The 19141-nt window shown below is 62.1% G+C and carries 20 protein-coding genes and 1 pseudogene; 8 read left to right on the top strand and 13 right to left on the bottom strand.

Features of this window, described 5'->3' with window-relative positions; translation table 11 throughout:
- The first annotated feature begins 100 nt into the window (after window positions 1–100).
- A complete protein-coding gene (locus tag AC0L2B_RS22855) occupies window positions 101–340 on the top strand; it encodes a DUF1127 domain-containing protein (protein WP_128246576.1) in 240 nt (79 codons plus the stop codon).
- A 104-nt stretch (window positions 341–444) separates the two neighbouring features.
- Entirely contained in the window at window positions 445–1005 is a 561-nt protein-coding gene (locus tag AC0L2B_RS22850) for an ankyrin repeat domain-containing protein (protein WP_287259716.1), read from the top strand.
- 53 nt (window positions 1006–1058) lie between these two features.
- On the opposite strand, the gene AC0L2B_RS22845 is transcribed toward AC0L2B_RS22850, so the two are convergent.
- A complete protein-coding gene (locus AC0L2B_RS22845; RefSeq protein ID WP_473746890.1) occupies window positions 1059–1586 on the bottom strand; it encodes a gamma carbonic anhydrase family protein in 528 nt (175 codons plus the stop codon).
- 290 nt (window positions 1587–1876) lie between these two features.
- On the opposite strand from AC0L2B_RS22845, the gene AC0L2B_RS22840 reads away from it, so the two are divergent.
- Window positions 1877–2608: a hypothetical protein gene (locus tag AC0L2B_RS22840; RefSeq protein ID WP_473746889.1), complete on the top strand. Its 732-nt coding sequence runs from the start codon at window positions 1877–1879 to the stop codon at window positions 2606–2608.
- Between the two features lie 231 nt (window positions 2609–2839).
- Here the strand turns inward: AC0L2B_RS22840 and AC0L2B_RS22835 are convergent, their stop codons facing one another.
- Together AC0L2B_RS22835 and cysE are read right to left on the bottom strand one after the other, a co-directional pair.
- Window positions 2840–3043, bottom strand: coding sequence for a DUF3126 family protein (locus AC0L2B_RS22835; RefSeq protein ID WP_013531334.1), 204 nt, complete (start codon window positions 3041–3043; stop codon window positions 2840–2842).
- A gap of 197 nt (window positions 3044–3240) precedes the next feature.
- A complete protein-coding gene (gene cysE, locus AC0L2B_RS22830; protein ID WP_023798183.1) occupies window positions 3241–4089 on the bottom strand; it encodes a serine O-acetyltransferase in 849 nt (282 codons plus the stop codon).
- Between the two features lie 152 nt (window positions 4090–4241).
- Between cysE and AC0L2B_RS22825 the strand changes: the two genes are divergently transcribed.
- Window positions 4242–4841 carry an HD domain-containing protein gene (locus tag AC0L2B_RS22825; protein ID WP_473746888.1) on the top strand — a complete coding sequence of 200 codons (600 nt, stop codon included), beginning with the start codon at window positions 4242–4244 and terminating at the stop codon, window positions 4839–4841.
- A gap of 171 nt (window positions 4842–5012) precedes the next feature.
- Here the strand turns inward: AC0L2B_RS22825 and AC0L2B_RS22820 are convergent, their stop codons facing one another.
- The 3 genes from AC0L2B_RS22820 to AC0L2B_RS22810 all read right to left on the bottom strand — a co-directional run bounded on the left by AC0L2B_RS22820 (window position 5013) and on the right by AC0L2B_RS22810 (window position 7212).
- On the bottom strand, window positions 5013–5780 hold the full coding sequence (locus AC0L2B_RS22820; protein WP_473746887.1) for an alpha/beta fold hydrolase: 768 nt from the start codon (window positions 5778–5780) through the stop codon (window positions 5013–5015).
- A gap of 20 nt (window positions 5781–5800) precedes the next feature.
- Window positions 5801–6313, bottom strand: a complete 513-nt coding sequence (locus AC0L2B_RS22815) for a DUF192 domain-containing protein (protein ID WP_473746886.1) — start codon at window positions 6311–6313, stop codon at window positions 5801–5803.
- Between the two features lie 323 nt (window positions 6314–6636).
- Window positions 6637–7212: a cold-shock protein gene (locus AC0L2B_RS22810; RefSeq protein WP_473746885.1), complete on the bottom strand. Its 576-nt coding sequence runs from the start codon at window positions 7210–7212 to the stop codon at window positions 6637–6639.
- Window positions 7213–7451: 239 nt separating this feature from the next.
- Between AC0L2B_RS22810 and gloA the strand changes: the two genes are divergently transcribed.
- Both gloA and AC0L2B_RS22800 read left to right on the top strand, forming a co-directional pair.
- The gene (gene gloA, locus AC0L2B_RS22805) at window positions 7452–7892 is read left to right on the top strand and encodes a lactoylglutathione lyase (RefSeq protein ID WP_473746884.1); all 441 of its coding nucleotides are present in this window, start codon (window positions 7452–7454) and stop codon (window positions 7890–7892) included.
- Between the two features lie 144 nt (window positions 7893–8036).
- Window positions 8037–8329 (top strand): annotated as a pseudogene (locus tag AC0L2B_RS22800) (DUF2218 domain-containing protein).
- A gap of 4 nt (window positions 8330–8333) precedes the next feature.
- Here AC0L2B_RS22800 and AC0L2B_RS22795 read toward each other — a convergent pair.
- Both AC0L2B_RS22795 and ilvA read right to left on the bottom strand, forming a co-directional pair.
- Entirely contained in the window at window positions 8334–8894 is a 561-nt protein-coding gene (locus AC0L2B_RS22795; protein WP_473746883.1) for a DUF1697 domain-containing protein, read from the bottom strand.
- Complete coding sequence (gene ilvA, locus AC0L2B_RS22790; RefSeq protein ID WP_473746882.1) at window positions 8891–10147, bottom strand: threonine ammonia-lyase IlvA; 1257 nt, start codon at window positions 10145–10147, stop codon at window positions 8891–8893. Before ilvA ends, AC0L2B_RS22795 begins: the two co-directional genes overlap by 4 nt.
- Before the next feature lie 221 nt (window positions 10148–10368).
- Between ilvA and AC0L2B_RS22785 the strand changes: the two genes are divergently transcribed.
- Together AC0L2B_RS22785 and AC0L2B_RS22780 are read left to right on the top strand one after the other, a co-directional pair.
- Window positions 10369–11436, top strand: coding sequence for an alpha/beta hydrolase (locus AC0L2B_RS22785; protein ID WP_023798191.1), 1068 nt, complete (start codon window positions 10369–10371; stop codon window positions 11434–11436).
- A gap of 1 nt (window position 11437) precedes the next feature.
- Window positions 11438–12598 carry an alpha/beta hydrolase gene (locus AC0L2B_RS22780; RefSeq protein WP_473746881.1) on the top strand — a complete coding sequence of 387 codons (1161 nt, stop codon included), beginning with the start codon at window positions 11438–11440 and terminating at the stop codon, window positions 12596–12598.
- Window positions 12599–12639: 41 nt separating this feature from the next.
- Here the strand turns inward: AC0L2B_RS22780 and AC0L2B_RS22775 are convergent, their stop codons facing one another.
- The 5 genes from AC0L2B_RS22775 to AC0L2B_RS22755 are packed head-to-tail and all read right to left on the bottom strand — an operon-like array spanning window position 12640 to window position 19116.
- Window positions 12640–13593: an alpha/beta hydrolase gene (locus tag AC0L2B_RS22775; protein ID WP_473746880.1), complete on the bottom strand. Its 954-nt coding sequence runs from the start codon at window positions 13591–13593 to the stop codon at window positions 12640–12642.
- Window positions 13545–13889: a hypothetical protein gene (locus AC0L2B_RS22770; protein ID WP_473746879.1), complete on the bottom strand. Its 345-nt coding sequence runs from the start codon at window positions 13887–13889 to the stop codon at window positions 13545–13547. Before AC0L2B_RS22770 ends, AC0L2B_RS22775 begins: the two co-directional genes overlap by 49 nt.
- Window positions 13873–16923, bottom strand: a complete 3051-nt coding sequence (locus tag AC0L2B_RS22765) for an efflux RND transporter permease subunit (RefSeq protein WP_473746878.1) — start codon at window positions 16921–16923, stop codon at window positions 13873–13875. Before AC0L2B_RS22765 ends, AC0L2B_RS22770 begins: the two co-directional genes overlap by 17 nt.
- The gene (locus tag AC0L2B_RS22760; protein ID WP_473746877.1) at window positions 16920–18050 is read right to left on the bottom strand and encodes an efflux RND transporter periplasmic adaptor subunit; all 1131 of its coding nucleotides are present in this window, start codon (window positions 18048–18050) and stop codon (window positions 16920–16922) included. Before AC0L2B_RS22760 ends, AC0L2B_RS22765 begins: the two co-directional genes overlap by 4 nt.
- Before the next feature lies 1 nt (window position 18051).
- Entirely contained in the window at window positions 18052–19116 is a 1065-nt protein-coding gene (locus AC0L2B_RS22755; protein WP_473746876.1) for an efflux RND transporter periplasmic adaptor subunit, read from the bottom strand.
- Window positions 19117–19141 lie beyond the last annotated feature (25 nt).

The raw sequence follows: 19141 nt of genomic DNA, 5'->3' as shown, positions 1-19141 counted from the left end.
AGCTCGTCGGGCTTTTCCGTTTTTTCACGCACAGCCGAACAGCCCGAAAACAGCCGCATGGCACGCTCTCATCCGCAAATCTCGAAATGGGAGACTAAAAATGGCTGACACGCAAACTCGCGCCGCCCGCACCTCGAAAAGACATTTGGTTGGACCTAGCCTGAAGGGCGCAGCAATGATGATTGCCGGCTTCAGGGGGTGGCGGCGCACCGTCGCAAGACGCAGGGCACTGGCCGACTTGACGGCCGATCAGCTGAACGACATCGGTCATCCGGAGGTCGATCGACCCGTGCTCAACATCAAGGCAGGTCTGATCACGAACTTGATGTCGATGCGGTAAGTTCGGCGTACCAGCGGCGCAAAGTATCAGCTGCCGAATTACGTCTTTCAGACAGCGCCGGGCGGGAGCAATATGGCGGCCAATTCAACCTCCGGATCGCTGCGATGTTGGAAATCCCGGAAGATCGATGCGAGCGCCACCGCCTGTTCAAGGCCATCGACGACGCGTTCAAGGCGGGCGACTTCGAGGCCCTCGGTGTGGCTCTCGGCGGCTCACCCGGCTGGTTCGACGAGCAGATGCCCTTTGAACTCGGCCTTGGGCATCCACTGGAGTATGCGATCTATTGGAGCCCCGCCGCTTTCATCTCGATCTTACTGGATGCGGGCTCGGACCCGAACTATCACCACCACGGCGGTTTTCCGGCAATCATTGCGGCACTCTCCGCCGACCGGGCTGACAGACTGGAAATAGTCCGAACCCTGATCGATGGGGGCGCAGACCTGAACATGCGGGGCGTAAACGACTGGACGCCGCTTCACTATGCGGTCGCCATCCGTAGCGTCGATGCCATCCGCCTGCTGTTGGCGGCGGGCGCCGACCCATCGCTCGAAACCCGCATCGACGACTATACGACAGCCCTCGAGGACGCCGACAATGCCGGCTTTGAAGCCGGCGCTTCGTTGCTGCGCGATGCAATGACCAGGCGCGGCTCCAATGGACGGTGAGCTGGGCGACGATGCCGGTGAACCATATAGCCGAAGATTTGACAAGGCTGGCCTCAGGTCTTCGTCAGCCCCCCCTTGAAGCGTTTGCCGTTGGCGACGTAGTGCGCGGCCGAAGCGCGCAGGCTTGCGACCGCGGCATCGTCCAGTGTTCGCACGAAGCGGGCGGGCGAGCCGATGATCAGCGAATTGTCGGGGAATTCCTTGCCTTCGGTGACCAGGGCGCCGGCGCCGACCAGCGAATTCCTGCCGATCTTCGCGCCGTTCAGCACGATGGCGCCCATGCCGATCAGGCTGTTGTCGCCGATCGTGCAGCCATGCAGCAAGGCGCGATGGCCGATCGTGCAGCCTTGCCCGATGGTCAGGGGAAAACCGACATCGGTATGCATGACCGTGTGTTCCTGCACATTGGTATCGGCGCCGATGATGATCGGCTCGTCGTCGCCGCGGATGACGACGCCGAACCAGAAGCCCGCGTTGCGGCCGATCTGTATGTCGCCGATCAGGGTAGCGTCGGGCGCGATCCAGTTGCTGTCGGCGTCCTCGAAACCGGGGGCTTTTCCATCGATCGCATAGAGCGGCATTTTTCTCCTCCGAATCGTCTCAGGCTGAAAGATCTGCAATGTCGATCAGCACGACGCCCAACGCCAAAGATCGTCGCCGTGCAACCGCAAGAGATCAGCGCCGTCAGGCAACACTAAAAGCAACGAGTGTGTGTCCAACCGGACCCATCTTCACCTTCCATTTACCATGAAATCGCACAGTCGTGTTTCGACAGGCGTGCCGCAAGAGCCGTGCCACGCACATGGGTCGCTCAAGGACAGCCCAAGGGAACAGACACATTGAGACAGGCTGCCGATAATCGGGGATCGCGATGAAGCAGGCAGCCACCGCCAACGGTCCGCAACTCACCGTCGTCGATTCCCAGCTGATGAAGCGGGTGTTCTTCGTGTTCGCGGCGCTGGTGGTGCTTTCGATGACGATCAGCCTTGGCGGCAAATGGTTGGGCCGCTCGATCGCCATGGCCGGATATACCGACGACACGACAGTCCACGAGGTGGTGATCGGCAACAACGTCATCGCCGTGCCGGCCAATGTCATCCGCTTCGACCAGGCGCGGCGCGACGGCATTGCCTCGCGCCTCGACCTCTATCTGCGTTATCCCGAAATGGACGGCTACAGCGAGGCGGCCCGCGACGATTTCAACCACACTGGATCAGCCAAGAGCATCATTTTTCTGTCGTTCGAACGACAGGTCATGTCGCGTGACATGAGCGGCCGCTTCGCGCCGATCTACAGCGTCCTGATCGTTGAGCCCGGCACGCCCGGTCCGGGCGGCACGACGCTTTACGGCTTCAATGAAAAATCGGGCTATTTCAACGAGGTGCTGGCGGTCGGCAATCGCCGGGGCAAGGACCCGTTCGTGGCCCGCTGCCTGAGCGGCCCAAGTGCTGCGCAATCGCTGGCGCCCTGCGAACGCGACATTCTGGTCGGCGACAATCTCAGCCTCACCTACCGCTTTCCCATGGAATTTCTGAGCGACTGGCAGGCGCTCGACGCAACCATCGCCACCAAGGCTGCGCGTATGCTGAAGGCCGGGCATTAGGATGATGATGAAGCGAACCGTGCGAGAATCTGCTCAGTGACTTTGATCGCGCAGCAGTGCAGAAATTTGCGCGACGTCGGCGGGACAGCACCCCCCTCTGCCCTACCGGGCATCTCCCCCTCAAGGGGGGAGATTGGCTATTCGTTCTTCCTTCGCCAATCGCCAACGTTGAAGAAGAGGGTGCGGCGAGCAAGCTGGCTCAAGGTCGGCCGGCACCGATCGCCTCCCGGCTCAGGCGAGGTCGATGTCGAGGATCGCCATCGAGAAATTATAGTCGCCGTCGTCCTCGTCCTTGAAGACGATGCCGAGGAATTCGTCGCCGACGTAGACCTCGGCCGAATCATCCTTGCGCGGCCGCGCCTTCACTTCAAGCTTGGGGTTCTGGAAGACGCGCTTGAAATAGGCGTCCAGCTTTCTGATTTCGTCCGGCTTCAAAAGTCTTCTCCGATCGTCGGTCTTGCTCGTTTGAGCGCGCTTCTGGCACGTCGACAATGGCGATGTAAAGGCAAGCCGGCGAGAGAATCAGGGCAATCGCTTGAGGTTTGCGCTGCCCCTCATTGCCCTGCCGGGCATTTCTCCCCGTATAGTGACGGGGAGAAAGACGCCTTTGCAAAGGGCCCCTGCCCGAGCGCTCAGATATCGAAGCTGACGACGTGGTCCATCGACTGCGACGGCAAAAGCTGGTCCATCTGCCGCGAGGGCCGGTCGCAGCCGGTCTCGCCGACGACGCGGGCCGGCACGCCGGCAACCGTCTTGTTGTGCGGCACTGGCGACAGCACTACCGACCCTGCCGCGATCTTGGAGCAATGGCCGACTTCGATGTTGCCGAGGATCTTGGCGCCGGCGCCGATCAGCACGCCGTAGCGGATTTTTGGATGGCGGTCGCCGCCGGCCTTGCCGGTGCCGCCCAGCGTCACGCCGTGCAGGATCGACACGTCGTCCTCGATCACCGCCGTCTGGCCGACGACGAGGCCGGTGGCGTGGTCGAGGAAGATGCCCTTGCCGATCCGGGCGGCCGGGTTGATGTCGGTCTGGAACACCGAGGACGACCGGCTCTGCAGGTAGAGCGCGAAATCCTGGCGGCCCTGGTTCCACAGCCAATGCGCCAGCCGGTGCGTCTGGATGGCATGAAAACCCTTGAAATAGAGTACCGGCATGATGAAGCGGTCGCAGGCCGGATCGCGGTCGTAATAGGCCTGAATGTCGACACGCACCGTCGATGCCCAATCCTTGTCGTCGGCTGCCATCGCCTTGAATGTCTGGCGGATGAGATCGGAACCGATATCCTGATGGGCGAGCCGCTCGGCCAGCCGATGGATGACCGCCTCCTCCAGGCTTTCCTGGTTGAGGATGGTCGAATAGAGGAACGCCGCCAGCAGCGGATCGCGGTTGACCGCCTCCATCGCTTCGTCGCGGATCGAGCGCCAGATCGGGTCGATCGGCTTCACCATGGTCGGGCGGGCAATCGTAACGCTGTTCATCAATGGTCTCCGGCCTAATGTCTCCGGCTTGGCACCAAAACCGCTGCGCACATTTGCGCGACATGCTCTATAAGCCAGATCATAGCACGGTTGAACTCAATTTTCTTTAGTGCATCGTCAAATGGATTTGGTTCACGGAAATTCAAGCGGCCATGGAAAACCAAGCCTTGATCGACGAGCCGCTGAAGCGCGAGCTTTCCGCGTTCTATGAGGCCGAAGGCCGCCACTATCACAGCCTTGCCCATATCGAGGCGATGCTGGCGCTGGCCGGCCACTATCGGGCATCGTTGCACGACCCCGAGGCGGTCGAGGCGGCGATCTGGTTCCACGACGCCATCTATGACAGCCGGGCCAAGGACAACGAGGCGAGGAGTGCCGCCCTTGCCGAGAAAAAGCTCGCCGGCCGCACCGATGCGCAGCGCCTTGGCCGCATCACCGCGATGATATCAGCCACCGCCACGCATGAGTTACCGCAGTTTGCCGACGAAAATGCCGCCCGCGATGCAGCGCTGTTCCTCGACATGGACCTTGCGATCCTGGGGGCGCCGCCTGATGCGTTCGACGCCTATGAACAGGCGGTGCGGCGCGAATATGGCTGGGTGGAAGAGCCGATGTGGCGCGCCGGCCGCAGTGCTGTTCTGAAGAGTTTCCTCGCCCGCCCGCACATCTTCCACGCCGAGGAGTTCCGGCAGCGGTTCGAGGCTCAGGCCCGGCAAAACATGGCGCGCTCGCTCAAAGCGCTCGGGGGATGACCTGGCTTCTTCCTTCTCCCCTTGTGGGAGAAGGTGGATTAGCGCGCAGCGCCAAGACGGATGAGGGGTGCTGGCCGGAGCGCTGTCGGTGTCAAGCTGGAACACCCCTCATCCGTCGCCTTCGGCGACACCTTCTCCCACAAGGGGGGAAGGGAGAGGCGCACCTACTACTCACAGCGGATTTTCGGCATAAAACTCCAGCACCCGCTGCTTGAAGGACTTGTCGCCGACGGCCAGCATGTGGTCGCGGCCCTCGATGTGGAACGCCCTGGCGTTCGGCATCAAGGCGGCCAGTTCGTCGGGCGAACCGCCGATATCGTCCTTGGTGCCGACGGCAATCAACGTCGGCTGGGCAATGCGCGCAATGTCGGCCTCGGCCAGCAATTCCCGCGAGGTGGCAATGCAGGCGGCCAGCGCCCGGCGGTCGCTGCGGGTCTGGTCGGCGAAGGCGCGAAACGAGCGGCCGCGCGGATGGCTGGTGCTATCAGGGTCGTCGGCCAGAAGCGCGGCGGCGATCGGATCCCAGTCGCCGACGCCGTCGACCATGCCGACGCCGAGACCGCCGAAGACCAGCGTCGCCACCTTGTCCGGATCGGAAAGCGCCAGGAACGCGGAAATCCGCGCGCCCATCGAGTAGCCCATGACATGGGCGCGTTCGATGCCGAGATGGTACAGCAACGCTGCCCCGTCGGAAGCCATTTTTGCCGGCGTATAGTCTGCCTCCTCATAGCTCTTCGACGAGGCGCCGTGGCCGCGATTGTCGAAGGCGATGGCGCGGTAGCCGGCATCGTTCAGCGCCTTGAACCAGCCGGGCGACACCCAGTTGACGTAATGGGTCGAGGCAAAGCCATGGATCATGAGCACCGGATCGCCCTGCCCCGATGCCGGCTGGCGGTCGAGGAAGGCAAGGTCAAAACCGTCATGGGAGAAAAACTGCATCTGCGATGGATCCTGCGCGTTCAGTTGCGCGCAGTGCCGATTGCCGGGTGACGCAACAGGTCGCCGTCCTCGATGCCGCTCCTGGCGGCGGTGCCCGCCTTGAGCTCGAGCACGAAGCGAACCGGCTCGCCGGGCGAGATCATCGCCTCGGATTGCGGCTCGCCTTGCTTGATCGCCCGGATCCTGCCGTCCTGACCGACAAAGATCAGGTCGAGCGGCATCGGCGTGTTCTTCATCCAGAAGCTGACATCCCGAGGCTCCTCGAACACGAACAGCATGCCATGATCGTCGGCCATCTCCTGGCGAAACATCAGGCCAGCCTCGCGCTCGGCCGAGGTGTCGGCGATTTCGACGGAGAAAGAGCGTTCGCCGCCCTTAGTCACCGCGACCAGCGGCTGCGGGTCGACGGCAAGGATCATCGCCCGGCTGTCTGCCGAAGCCGGTCGCTGCGAATGGAAGAAAGCGCCTGCGGCAATGACAAAGGCGATCGCGGCGCAGACTACGCCCGTTGTCAGCCAGTTCCTGTAACTCATTCAGACTCCTCGGCCATCGTCCTAGGTATGTTGAAACTCAGGTGGTTCCAGCCTGTATATAGTTCCCTGCGCTTGCGACCCACCAATTGTTGATCTCAGCGCTGCCCCTCATCGCCCTGCCGGGCACTTCTCCCCGTATAGTGACGGGGAGAAGGGGCTGGCCGCAACGGTGGCATACATTTCTACAACGGCCGGAAATTGGCGAAATCATTGATGACAGCGCCCTCTCCCCGTCACTATACGGGGAGAGGATGCCGGCAGGCAGGTGAGGGGCAGCGCAAACGTTCGAAAAGATCTGAGTAAGGCCTGAATATCAACGCACCCTAATGCGAGACGGGCAAGGTCCCCATATCCGGGTGAATTTCGGCAGCCATAAGGCCTTTGTCGCCGCGCCCGAAGCGGACCAGCACGACCTGCCCCGGCCTGAGCTCGGTAATACCGTAACGGCGCAGCGTCTCCATGTGGACGAAAATGTCCTCGGTGCCCTCGCCCCGGGTCAGGAAACCGAACCCCTTGGTGCGGTTGAACCATTTCACCAGCGCCCGTTCGAGGCCGCTTTCCGGCGTCACCGAGACGTGGGTGCGCTGCTCCTGCATCTCCGCCGGATGGGTCGCCGTGGTGAGATCCATGGAGAGCACGCGGAACGCCTGCAACCCGCGCTCACCTTGCTTGACCAGGCAGACGACGCGCGCACCTTCCAAGGCGGTCTGGAAACCGTCTTTTCGAAGGCATGTCACATGGAGGAGAATATCGCCGGAAGAGCCGTCATCGGGAAGAATGAAACCGTAACCCTTGGCCACGTCGAACCATTTGATAGCGCCAGCAATCTCGACAAGACCGGCCGTGTCGCCGCTCTCGTCTCTTTGCAAGGCGTCGTGACCGGCTCCGTCCCGCCCCATGAAAGAGGCTTTTTCCCCCATAACAACGCCCCCCTTTTTCCAAGAATACCGCAACTGATTCTTGACGTTAGATTAACACTTCCGTTTCAGGTGTGTGCAAGACCTGAGCTGCGTTTTTTCACGGTTCATTGCGGGAATACCGGATTTGTTGTTTGCCGGCAGGAGCGGCTATCGGGAATTGCCCTTTGGCCGGGTGGCCCCTATGTTCCGCCGCAAAGCAACATTTCGAGGAAAATCACATGCGCTACCTCCACACCATGGTCCGTGTCGCCGACATCGATGCCTCGCTCGATTTCTACTGCAACAAGCTTGGCCTCAAGGAAGTGCGCCGCCACGAAAACGAACAGGGGCGCTACACGCTGATCTTCCTCGCAGCGGACGAAGACGAGGAAAGCGGCATCACCGACAAGGCGCCGCTGATCGAGCTCACCTACAATTGGGATCCGGAAGACTACAAGGGCGGCCGCAATTTCGGCCACCTCGCCTACGAGGTCGACGACATCTACGCCACCTGCCAGCATCTGATGGACAAGGGCGTCACCATCAACCGGCCGCCGCGCGACGGCAACATGGCCTTCGTCAAATCGCCGGATGGCATCTCGATCGAGCTTTTGCAGAAAGGCCCGGCCAAGGCCAAGGCCGAGCCCTGGGCGTCGATGCCCAATACCGGAAGCTGGTAACCTATCACAAGGATCGAGAACGGGCACGACCAAGCCGAACGATTTATGGCGTTTCTCGGAATCGCGCCTATCTGTTCGGCCATCGCGCCTGCTTCGAAATTGGCGCATCCAAAGATGCGCGCTTGCCCAAGGAGAAATCCATTCATGCCGACCAGCCATGCCGATGTCGTCACTGAACATGCGAGCCGCTATCTGCAGCAGCTCTGCAAGCACTGGGCGCACAAGTTTCCCGTCGCGTTCGATCCGAACCACGGCACGATCGACCTCTCACTGGGCCGCACGGTTCTCGATGCCGACCCGGCAGCGCTGCATATCGCGGTAACCGCCGACGAAGCCGGCTCGCTGGAGCGGCTGGAAACGGTCGTTGCCGACCACATCAAACGCTTCGCTTCCGCGAAGAGCTGACCTTCGATTGGAAAAACGCTTCGGCAGCGTAGGCGACTACGCTCCGCCATTCCGGCCGGCCATCGCCAGCAGCATCAGCACCGTGCGCCAGTTGCGCGCGGTGGCGGGCACTTTCAGCGTGCGCGGGATGAGGTTGGCAAATACCGATTTGCCGAGGCCTTCCGGTGCATGCAGGTAAAGCACGTCGCCCCTGATCTCGAACCGTTCGGGACCGGTGCATTTTTCGGCCAGCCGCGCGACCTCGTCGGCGGTCGGCGGGCGCTCCAGCACATAGGCGTGAAGCTTCGTCGGCTCCCCGGCGACTTCTGGATAGGGATTTTCCGCCACCAGCCGCTCGAACCAGCCGAGATCGCGCACCATGATGCGCGAGTGAAATCCCCATTTCTTCTCGAATTCCGCTTCCAGCTGTTTGGCCAGCGTGGCCGCGTCGCCCTTTGCCGAACGGAACACGACATTGCCGCTCTGCACATAGCTGGCGACGTCGCCAAAGCCGAGCTGCTCGAAGAACGACCGCAACTCCGCCATCTTGACGATGCGGTTGCCGCCGACATTGACGCCGGAAAACAACGCAACGAAAATCTTCGCCCGGGCGCTCATATGATGAACCCGGCCAGCGTCTCGTTGTCGGTGATGTCCTGATACTGGACGCCCTCGGCCTCGAAATTGGCGTTGAGCAGCTCGAAATTGCGGCGGTCCTTGGTTTCGATGCCGATCAGCACCGAGCCGAAATTGCGCGCCGATTTCTTCAGATATTCGAAGCGGGCAATGTCGTCGTCGGGACCGAGCAATTCGAGGAAGTCGCGCAGCGCCCCCGGCCGCTGCGGAAAGCGGATGATGAAATACTTTTTCAGCCCCTCGAAACGCAGCGCCCTTTCCTTCACGTCCGGCAGCCGCTCGAAGTCGAAATTGCCGCCCGAAACCACCGCGACGATGGTCTTGCCCCTGATTTCCTTCTTCGAAAAATCCTTCAGCGCGTCGATCGCCAATGCGCCGGCCGGCTCCAGCACCACGCCTTCGACATTCAGCATCTCGATCATGGTCGCGCAAAGCCGGTTTTCCGGGATCAGCCGCACGGCCTCGGCGGCAAAGTCCCTGAGATGCCGCAACGGCTCGCGGCCGATCTCGGCCACAGCGGCGCCATCGACGAAATTGTCGACCCTGGCAAGCTTGATGCGCTTGCCGGTGGCGAGGCTCTCGCGCAGGCTTGGCGCGCCGGCCGGCTCGCAGAAGACGAAGCGCGTGTCGCGGCGCTGGTCGGCGAAATAATGCGTCACACCCGCAGCCAAGCCACCGCCGCCGACCGGCAGCATGATGATGTCGGGCATGCGCGCGCCCGGCATCTGGCCTGATATCTCGTAGGCGACCGTCGCCTGCCCCTCGATGATGTCCTTGTGGTCGAACGGCGGCACCATGTGCGCGCCGGCGCTTTCGGTGAATTCGGAGGCGGCGCGGTAGCAGTCGTCGAAAAAGTCGCCGACCAGCCTGATCTCGACGAACTCGCCACCGAACAGCCGCGTCTTGTCGATCTTCTGCTGCGGCGTCGTCACCGGCATGAACACCACGCCTCGCTTGCCGAAATGACGGCAGACGAAGGCAAAGCCCTGGGCATGGTTGCCGGCGGAAGCGCAGACGAACAGCTCGGCATCGTTGCCGGCGTCGAGCGCCTTGCGGAAGAAATTGAAGGCGCCCCTGATCTTGTAGGAGCGCACCGGCGACAGATCCTCGCGCTTCAGCAGCACGCGCGCGCCGGTCTTCTTCGACAGATAATCGTTTTCCTGCAGCGGTGTTTCCGGGAAGATCCGGCGGATCGCGGCAGCGGCGACCGCGACGCGGGAAGAGAAACTGGTCATCGAAAAATTACCCCGGATCGTCTGTGGTGTTCGCGAAGCTAGCACACGCCGTACGTGTTTGATCAGGGCAATCGTTCTGGCTTTCGCGCAACAGTGCGACGACTGTCGCAAGCCGCTAAGCGCATTTCGGTAGGAAACGACTTACTTCTGCCGCACTTCGGCTGTCCGGGAGGGGTCGCGGAGGTTGGATCAAGCCTTTCGGCCGGAGTGGAATTCTAGAGTTGAAGAAGATTTGTATCCTTGTCCTTGCCTTGCTCGTTGCCGGCTGTGGCGGCCGGCAGACCGAGGAACTGCTCGGCAGCGCCATGGTGTCGGCGCCGGTGACCGATATCGCCGGCAACCACAGCATCTTCATCGCCACGACGCGCAAGCGCTCCGACGATCCCAGCAAGGTTTTCGACCGTGAGCGCTCGGCCACGCTGAACTATGCCCGCGTCAACGTCACCGTGCCGGGAACCCACGAAGCCGGTCAGATCGAGCGGCGCTCACGCGGCAAGTCGAACGACCCTGCCAAATATTTCATGGCCTCCGACGTCGTCGGCTACGACACCGCGCCGAAATTCTCCAACGCGCTCAGTGCCGACATCGCCGCGCGCGGCGGCCGCGTCATGCTTTTCGTCCATGGCTACAACACCGGCTTCGACGCCGCCGTCTACCGCGTCACCCAGATCGCCCATGATTCCGGCTACCCGGGCACGCCGGTGCTGTTTTCCTGGGCATCGGGCGCCAAAACCCGGGACTATGTCTATGACAGGGAAAGCGCCAGTGCTGCCCGCGACCAACTGGAAGTCACGCTGAGAATGCTCTCGCAGACCGGCGCGCGGCGCATCGACATCGTCGCCCATTCGCTGGGGACCTGGGTTACCATGGAAGCGCTGCGCCAGCTCGCCATCAATGGCGACCGCGATCTCAGCGGCAAGCTCGGCGACGTCGTGCTGGCCTCGCCCGACATCGATGTCGACGTGTTCAAGAGCCAGATGCGCCGCTACGGCAAGCCGAACAAGCCATTCATCCTTCTACTGTCCGACGACGACCGGGCGCTGCGGCTCTCCGGCCTGATCGCCGGCTCGCGGCCGCGCGTCGGCGATTACAAGGACGCCGCCGACCTCGCCGACTATGGCGTGAGCGTCGTCGATCTCTCCAGCGTCAAGGGATCGGATCGCTTCAACCACACCAAATTTGCCGACAACCCCGAGCTGGTGAAGATGATCGGCCAGCGGCTGCGCGAGGATGACGGATTTGCCAGCGACCGCGAGGTGACCGACCGCATCAGCCTGCTCGGGCAGTGAGGTGCGTTCGAAGACTTTTCTCGTCGTAGCGTTTGCGCTCGCCGTGACCGGCTGCGCCGGCCGCAAGACACACGACCTTCTCAACACGACGACCGTGACGGTGCCTGCCTCCGATATCGCCGCCACGCATGAGATCTTCGTCGCCACCACCCGAAAAAAGGCGACGAAGGACCCCCGCCAGGTGTTCGACGGTGACCGTTCACCGACCACCAGTTTTGCCAGTGTCGAAGTCACCGTCCCGAAAACCCATGAGGTCGGCGCCATCGAGCGGGTCAGGGGCTCCGCCAACAGCAACCCGGCGAAGAACTTCACGGCAACCGAGGTCGAATTCTACGAAGGCGCCCCGCAATTCGCCAAGGCGGTCGGCGCCGACATCGCCATGCGCGGCGACCGCGCTCTGGTTTTCGTGCACGGCTTCAACAACGGTTTCGACGACGGCATCTACCGGCTGACGCAGATTGCGCACGACACCAAATACTCCGGCACGCCGGTGCTGTTCTCGTGGGCGTCGAGTGGCAAGACCACGGGCTATATCTACGACAAGGAAAGCGCCAACGCGGCGCGCGACGATCTCGAAGAGACGTTGCGGATGCTGGCCAAGACGAAGGCCAAGAGCATCGACATCATCGCTCATTCGATGGGCACCTGGGTGACGATGGAGGCGCTGCGCCAGCTTGCCATCACCGGCGACCGTGATCTCGGCGACAAGCTCGGCTATGTCATCCTGGCCTCGCCCGACATCGATGTCGATGTATTCAAGAAGCAGATGATCCGTTACGGCAAGCCCGACAAGCCTTTCGCCATCCTGCTTTCGGGCGACGATCGCGCCCTGAGGCTGTCCTCGCTGATCTCCGGCGACAAGCCGCGCGTCGGCGACTATGGCGACGCGGCCGACCTCGCCAGCTATGGCGTGTCGGTGGTCGACCTGAGCAAGACCAAAGGCGGCGACCGCCTGAACCACGCCAAATTCGCCGACAACCCGTTCCTGGTGCAACTGCTCGGCGACCGGCTGCGCGCCCCGGCCGGCCTGGCATCAGACGAGGTCGATCCGGCGCGGCCGATCGACAATCTCGGCCAGGGCATCGGCAAGGCCGTCGGCTCCGTCGCCGAGATCGTCATCACCACGCCGTTCAAGGTGCTGACCATCGCCACCGGCGGATGAGGAGTGAACAACGGGACCCAAGCTGCGGCGGGCTTGCCGGCTCAGTAGGATATCGCGCCATCCACAATCTCTGCTTCACGGTAAGGGTCGCGTTTGAAAACCCGTTCGCCGCTCATTACCGACATTTGAGCCACAACTGCCGCTCGCGCCGCGGAACCGGCGAGACTGGCCGTCCTGGTCGCCGCCATCCTCACTTGACCTGCGAAGGTGGCCTGCCCTGCTTCCAAAGACTGGCCGGCCAAGCCGCGCCCGAGAAGACGAATCATTTCGGGGCTGTCCGCAAACGCATTATGACCGAGCGGATCGCGTGGATCGACAGCGCTCGTGTTGATCACGGTGATGCCGAGCCGCTTGAGATCGGCCGAGTGAGGAGCGAGATCGGCGTCGCCGAGAGCTCCGACGCGATTGACGCCGCCCGAGATCAATCGTGAAATCCCCAGCGCCTTGTCCTCAGTCGAGGTGAAGATCGTGAAATGCGGCAGCTTTGGCCCCATCTCGATGACCTGGCGACGAAACACGTCCACATCGATGTCCGGTGACGCCAGGATGACATTGTTGATTTTGGCTGGAATTGTCCCGTTGCGCATGCCGACGCCACGCAGCGCCTCCGCCGTAAGCCAGGCTCCCATAGAATGGGCGAGTATCGTGACTTCGCCGACGTCGGGGCTTTCGGCGGCCTGAAGGATCATGTCTTCCAAAGCCCGACGCGAATAGTTTGTGCTGTCCTTGTCGTAGAGATAGCCGGACACGCTGGCGCGCGAAGGCCAGGTGAACAGTATAGGCGCTGCATCCGTTCCGGAATCATGAACGATCTGAGCAAAGCGGAAGACCGCATCAGAATAGCTGCTGTTGAAACCGTGGACGAAGATGACGGCCTGCCGTTTGGCGTTGCGGTTCCTGCGAAACCACCGCAGGACATTCTGTTCCGATGCGACTTTGCCGACCTTCACGACCGCAAAATCCTTCTCGGATTCGCCGGCACGTGCGAGGGCCACTGGACCTCGCCGACTTTGCGATTTCGATCTGGAGGAATGGAGACAACGATGCTGTTCAATGAGATCGCCGTTCCTCTGTCGCCGGAATAGAGCCGCCCGGGATCCTCGACCGGCTTGCGGGTCGTCGCGACCAGCATGTCGACCTGAGCGGCATCGCCGCCGGGGGCGAGCGCAAGCGGCCTGAGCACGCTCTGTGGCCGCGTCGCGCAGCCAGCCAGGACGTACAGGACAAGTGCCGGCAAAAGCAATGCACGGCACCAGCAGCGAAATGCCGTTACGTCATGCCTCCTCGGCATCGGGGCGAATCCGGAACCAGACGACGTAGAGCGAAGGCAGAAAGAGCAGGGTCAGCACTGTCCCGACGATGATGCCGCCCATCATTGAATAGGCCATCGGACCCCAGAAAATCTGCCGCGATATCGGGATCAGGGCAAGCGTGGCGGCTGCGGCCGTCAGCATGATCGGCCTCATGCGGTGCTCCGTTGCCTCCACGACTGCTTTCCATGGAGACAGTCCCGATCCACGCAATTCCTCGATTTGCACGACAAGGATAACCGAATTGCGGATGAGAATGCCGATGAGGGCCAGCACACCCAAAAGGGCGACGAAGCCGAGCGGCGCGTTGCTGAGCAGCAGTGCCGCGACAACGCCGACCAGGGCAAGCGGCGCGACGGAGAAGACGAGGAACAGCCGATGGAAGCTCTGGAGCTGGATCATCAGGAGCGTTGCCATGGCAAACAGCATGACCGGCGCCACCGCCAGGATAGGACCCTGGGACTTGGCGCTTTCCTCCACAGACCCGCCGACCTCGACAGAGTAGCCGGCGGGCAATGTCGTCTTGAACGCCTCGACCTTTTCGGCAAGCGCCGCCACAATGGTTGCTGGCTGCGTCGCATCCTTGATGCCGGCCTTGATCGTGATGGTCGGGATCCGGTCGCGCCGCCAGATCGTCGGCTGTTCGAGTTCGTAGCGGAACGTCGCCACGGATGACAGCGGGATGACCTTGCCACTGCTGCTCGATAGTTGAAGATCGAGCAACGTGTCGACGGATCCGCGCTCCTCGGCTTCGGCACGGCCGATCACGTTCACGAGATAGATGTCATCCCTGACCTGCGTCGCGGTTGCTCCCTCGACGATGCTGTTCAGCGCCGTGGCGATATCCTCCGAGGAAACGCCCAATTGTCGCGCCTTGTCCTGCAAGACATCGATCTTCACCACGCGCGCCGGTTCGTTCCAGTCGAAGGCAAGATTGGTCAGCGATGATTGGGTACCGACGATCGAGCCCAGCTTGCCAGCGAGATCGCGAACCGTCTGGATATCGGGGCCCGATACCCGATATTGAACCGGCTTGCCGACCGGCGGACCGATATCGAGCAGTTTCACGAAGGCGTCGGTGCCTGGAAACGTCTGATGCAGGTAATCCTGCAGGTCCTTCCTAAGCTTGTCGCGGACGTCCAGCCCCTTGGTCACAATGATGGTCTGCCCGAAGGTGATGTCGTTCGGCTGCGGATCGAAGGAGAGGATGAAGCGCGGTGCGCCGCTTCCGACATAGGTCGACCAATGATCGATATCGGGATTGCCGGCGAGCTTCTCTTGTTCGAACCGTGCCATCTGCCGGCTGGTTTCGCTGATCGAGCTGTTGTGCGGAAGGTTCCAGTCGACGATCAGTTCCGGCCGATCGGAACTGGGGAAAAACTGTTGCTGGACCAGCGACATGCCGGCAATGGACAAGGCGAAGACAGCGACCGTCACGGCGATCGTCACCCATCGCCAGCGCAGGCAAAGATGCAGAATGCGAGCAAAGCCGGCTGCAAACCAGCCCTTGTGATCCGCATGCTTTTTCATGGTTTTCGGCAGTATCGTCACGCCGAGCAACGGTGTGAACAGAACCGCGACCACCCAGGAAACGATGAGCGACACGGCAATGACGACGAAAAGCGAGAAGACGAACTCGCCCGCGCTGCTGCTGTTGAAGCCGACCGGAATGAAGCTCGCGACAGTGACAAGCGTACCGGTCAGCATCGGGAAGGCGGTCGAGGTGTAGACGTGGGTGGCGGCCTTTTCGAGACTGTCGCCGACCTCGAGCCGGGCTACCATCATCTCCACGGCGATCATGGCGTCGTCGACGAGAAGACCAAGGGCGATGATCAGCGCCCCAAGCGAGATTCGTTGCAGCGAAATGCCTGTGTACTGCATCACCAGGAACGTAATGGCGAGAACCAGCGGAATTGAAATCGCCACCACCAGTCCAGCCCTCATCCCGAGACTGACGAAGCTGATCGCAAGCACGATGGCGATCGCTTCGAACAAGGCATGCGTGAAGCTCGATATCGCCTCATCGACGACTGCCGGCTGGTCGGACACACGCTCTACCGCCGCGCCGACCGGAAGATCCTGGGTAATTTCAGCGATCATCTTTTCCAGCGCCTTGCCGAAGTCGACGAGATTGCCGCCGGCCTTCATGCCGACAGTCAGGGCGATCGCCGGCTTGCCGTTAAAACGAAACAGGGAGGTCGGCGGATCGACGTAGCCGCGGGTTATGGTTGCGACGTCGGTCAGCGGAAAGAACCTGTCATTGACCCGCAGATTGATCGCTCGCAGGCTCTCCTCGGAGATGAAGCGGCCGCCGACACGCAGCGCGATACGTTCCGGTCCCGCCTCGATGAATCCTGATTGGGTGACGGCGTTCTGCGCCTGAAGCGTGGAAATGATCGAAGACCGGTCGATGCCGAGGGCAGCGATCTTGCGGGTCGAGAATTCGAGAAAGATCGCTTCATCCTGCGCCCCGGCGATCTCGACCTTGCCGACATCCGGAACCGTCAGTACCTTCGTGCGGGCGCCCTCGACGAGATCGCGCAACTGCCTCTGGCTCAGCCCATCACCCGTGAAGGCGAAGATGTTGCCATAGACATCGCCGAAGCGGTCGTTGAAGAAAGGTCCGACGACACCCGAGGGAAAATCCGCCTGGATATCGGCGATCATGTTGCGGACGCGCAGCCAGGTTGGCTCGACATCCCGGGCCCTCGTCGATGGCAGGAGATCGACGAAGACAATCGTCTGGCCGGCCGTGGTCAGGCTGCGGGTATGCTCGACAGATTCGAGTTCCTGCAGCTTCTTTTCGATACGGTCGCTAACCTGCTGCGTAACTTCCTGTGCCGATGCACCCGGCCATTGCGCCTGGATCACCATGGTCTTGATGGTGAAGGATGGATCTTCCTCGCGGCCGAGCCCGACATAGGCAAAGATGCCTGCCAAGGCAAAGGCAATCATGAAATACCAGACAAGGGAGCGATGCTCGAGCGCCCAGTCAGAAAGGTTGAATTTGTTCACTGGGGCAGCTCCTGTGCAGGTCTTATACTTTGGCCGTCCGCGAGTTCATTGGCGCCGGCGACGGCAACTTCTTCCCCGTTCTGCAGCCCCGACAGGACCCGGACACGAGCAGCCCCGGCGGGCCGGGCTTCGAGCCCGACCGGTCTCAGCGAGATTGTGAGTTTGGCCCGATCGATCACCCAGACATGGTCGGCGCCATCCCGCTCAAGGATTGCGGAGGCCGGCAGCACGATCGCGCTGGTCGTCGCTTCGCTTGCCGCCGTCGCCGTGACGACGGAGCCGAGACGGAAAACCTCGGGTGCCTCGTTCAAGGCGATCTTCAACCTGTGGGTGCGGGTATTGGCGTCGGCTTCCGGGCCGATCTCTCGCAGAACGCCCGCCGTCCGAACCGTGTCGTCTAGCTGAAGAGCGATGTCGAAGCGCGTCCCAGGGGGTAGTGAACCAATCTGGGCTTCGGGCACATCGACCACAACATCACGCCGATCCAGGCCGGCTAACCTCAGGACCATCTGACCGGCCGTGACCGTCTGCCCGACCTGGACCGAAGTGGCGGTCACCACGCCGTCGAATTCGGCTTTCAACCGCGAATATCCAAGCTGCTCGCGTGCCTTGTCGAGACGAGCCTGCGCCTGTCCCACATCCGCCTCGGCCGACTTGAGGCCCTGCTCCGCAACTTCGGAATCGGCAACGCTGCCGGTATTTGCAGACGCGAGATTGCGCTTGCGCTTTTCGGTGGCTGTGGCGTTCTCGAGCTGCGCCTCGGCATTGCGCAGATCAGCCTCGGCGCTCGTCACAGCAAGCTGCAGCGCCAGAGGATCGAGCTCGGCCACAACATCGCCCCTGTGCACCAGATCGCCGACCTCGACGCTGCGCGATATGACGCGGCCCAATGCCCGGAATGCCAGATCTGTTTCAACCCGCGCCTGCACGACGCCGGCGAAACCCAAAACAGCGGGCTGCTCCGGTTTCGCCGTGACGATGTTGACCGGTCGTGGCGGGGCCGCTTTCGCGGCTGGGCTTTGGTCGCAGCCCGAAAGAAGCAACAGCACCAGAACGGCCTGAAGCAAGACAAGGATCGTTATCACCTGAACAAACCGGCTTGAGATGCGTGAACGGAAGCTGGTCATGTCACTTCTCCTGCCAGGCCACAGCCTGGCCTTGCCTCAGAAATTTTCCGCCGTCGGTGACGATCAGATCTTTTGGCGCAATCCCATCGGTCACGATGAAATCGGCTGTTCGATAGCGGTCGACCGCGACCTTGCGAAGCGAGACCGATTTGCTTGCCGCGTCGATGACCCATACGGCCGGCTCACCCCCGGCGGAGGCCATGGCGCTCCACGGCAGGATCACACCTTCACGAGACGGTGAATGGAATTCACCCACCACCGACGTTCCGAGCGACCATTGCGCCTCTTGCGGCAGCGCCACCTTGACGCGGATGGTCCCGGTGCTCGTATCGATGACTGGAGAGACTTCCCGGATTTTGCCCCGTGCCGTGCGCGCCCGATCACCCACCGGAGCAACCTCGACTTCACTCGTCGGTCGGCCTGGGAGGAAGAAGGCTTCGAACACCTCGAAAGAAGCGTCCCGCGGGCCATCGCGCGCAAGCGCCAGCGCCGGCTGCGCCGCAGAGACCACCTGGCCTGCTTCGACGCTGCGCGAGGTGATGACGCCATCTGCGTCGGCTTTGAGCTCCGTATGGGAAAGCGCATCCAGCGCCGTCGCTAAACTCGCCTGGGCGACTTCCAGGGAGCCCTGCGCTGTCGTCAGCGCCTCTCGCGCCGCATCATAGGTCGACTGAGCGATCGCTCGCGATTTCAGCAATGTCTTGTAGCGTTCGAAGGCAAGCGCCTTCTGCTTGACGGTTGCTTGTGCCGACCGCAGGCCCGCCCGGGCGGAATCGACATCGGCGCGTTGCTCGGTGTCGTCGATGCGCATCAGGACGTCGCCCGCACGCACCCGTGATCCGACATCGACGCGGCGTTCTCTCACCCGGCCGCCGGTCCGGAAAGACAACTCGGATTGAACCCGAGCCTTCACTTCCCCGGTGACCGCGGCGCCCGGCTGGTATTGAGCCAGCGAGGCGGCAATTGCTTGCACCGGCTGCGGTGCCGTTTGGCTTGAGGTATGGTCTTCGCAGCCGACCAGGGCGGCACAGGCGAGACCCAGAATGAGTGCGCGAAATGTGTTCATTGCTCCAGGCACCGTTGCATCAGAG

Source organism: Mesorhizobium sp. WSM4815, assembly GCF_055811575.1.
Note: the sequence above shows the minus strand (reverse complement) of the source record. Positions and strands in the feature narration are given on the sequence as shown.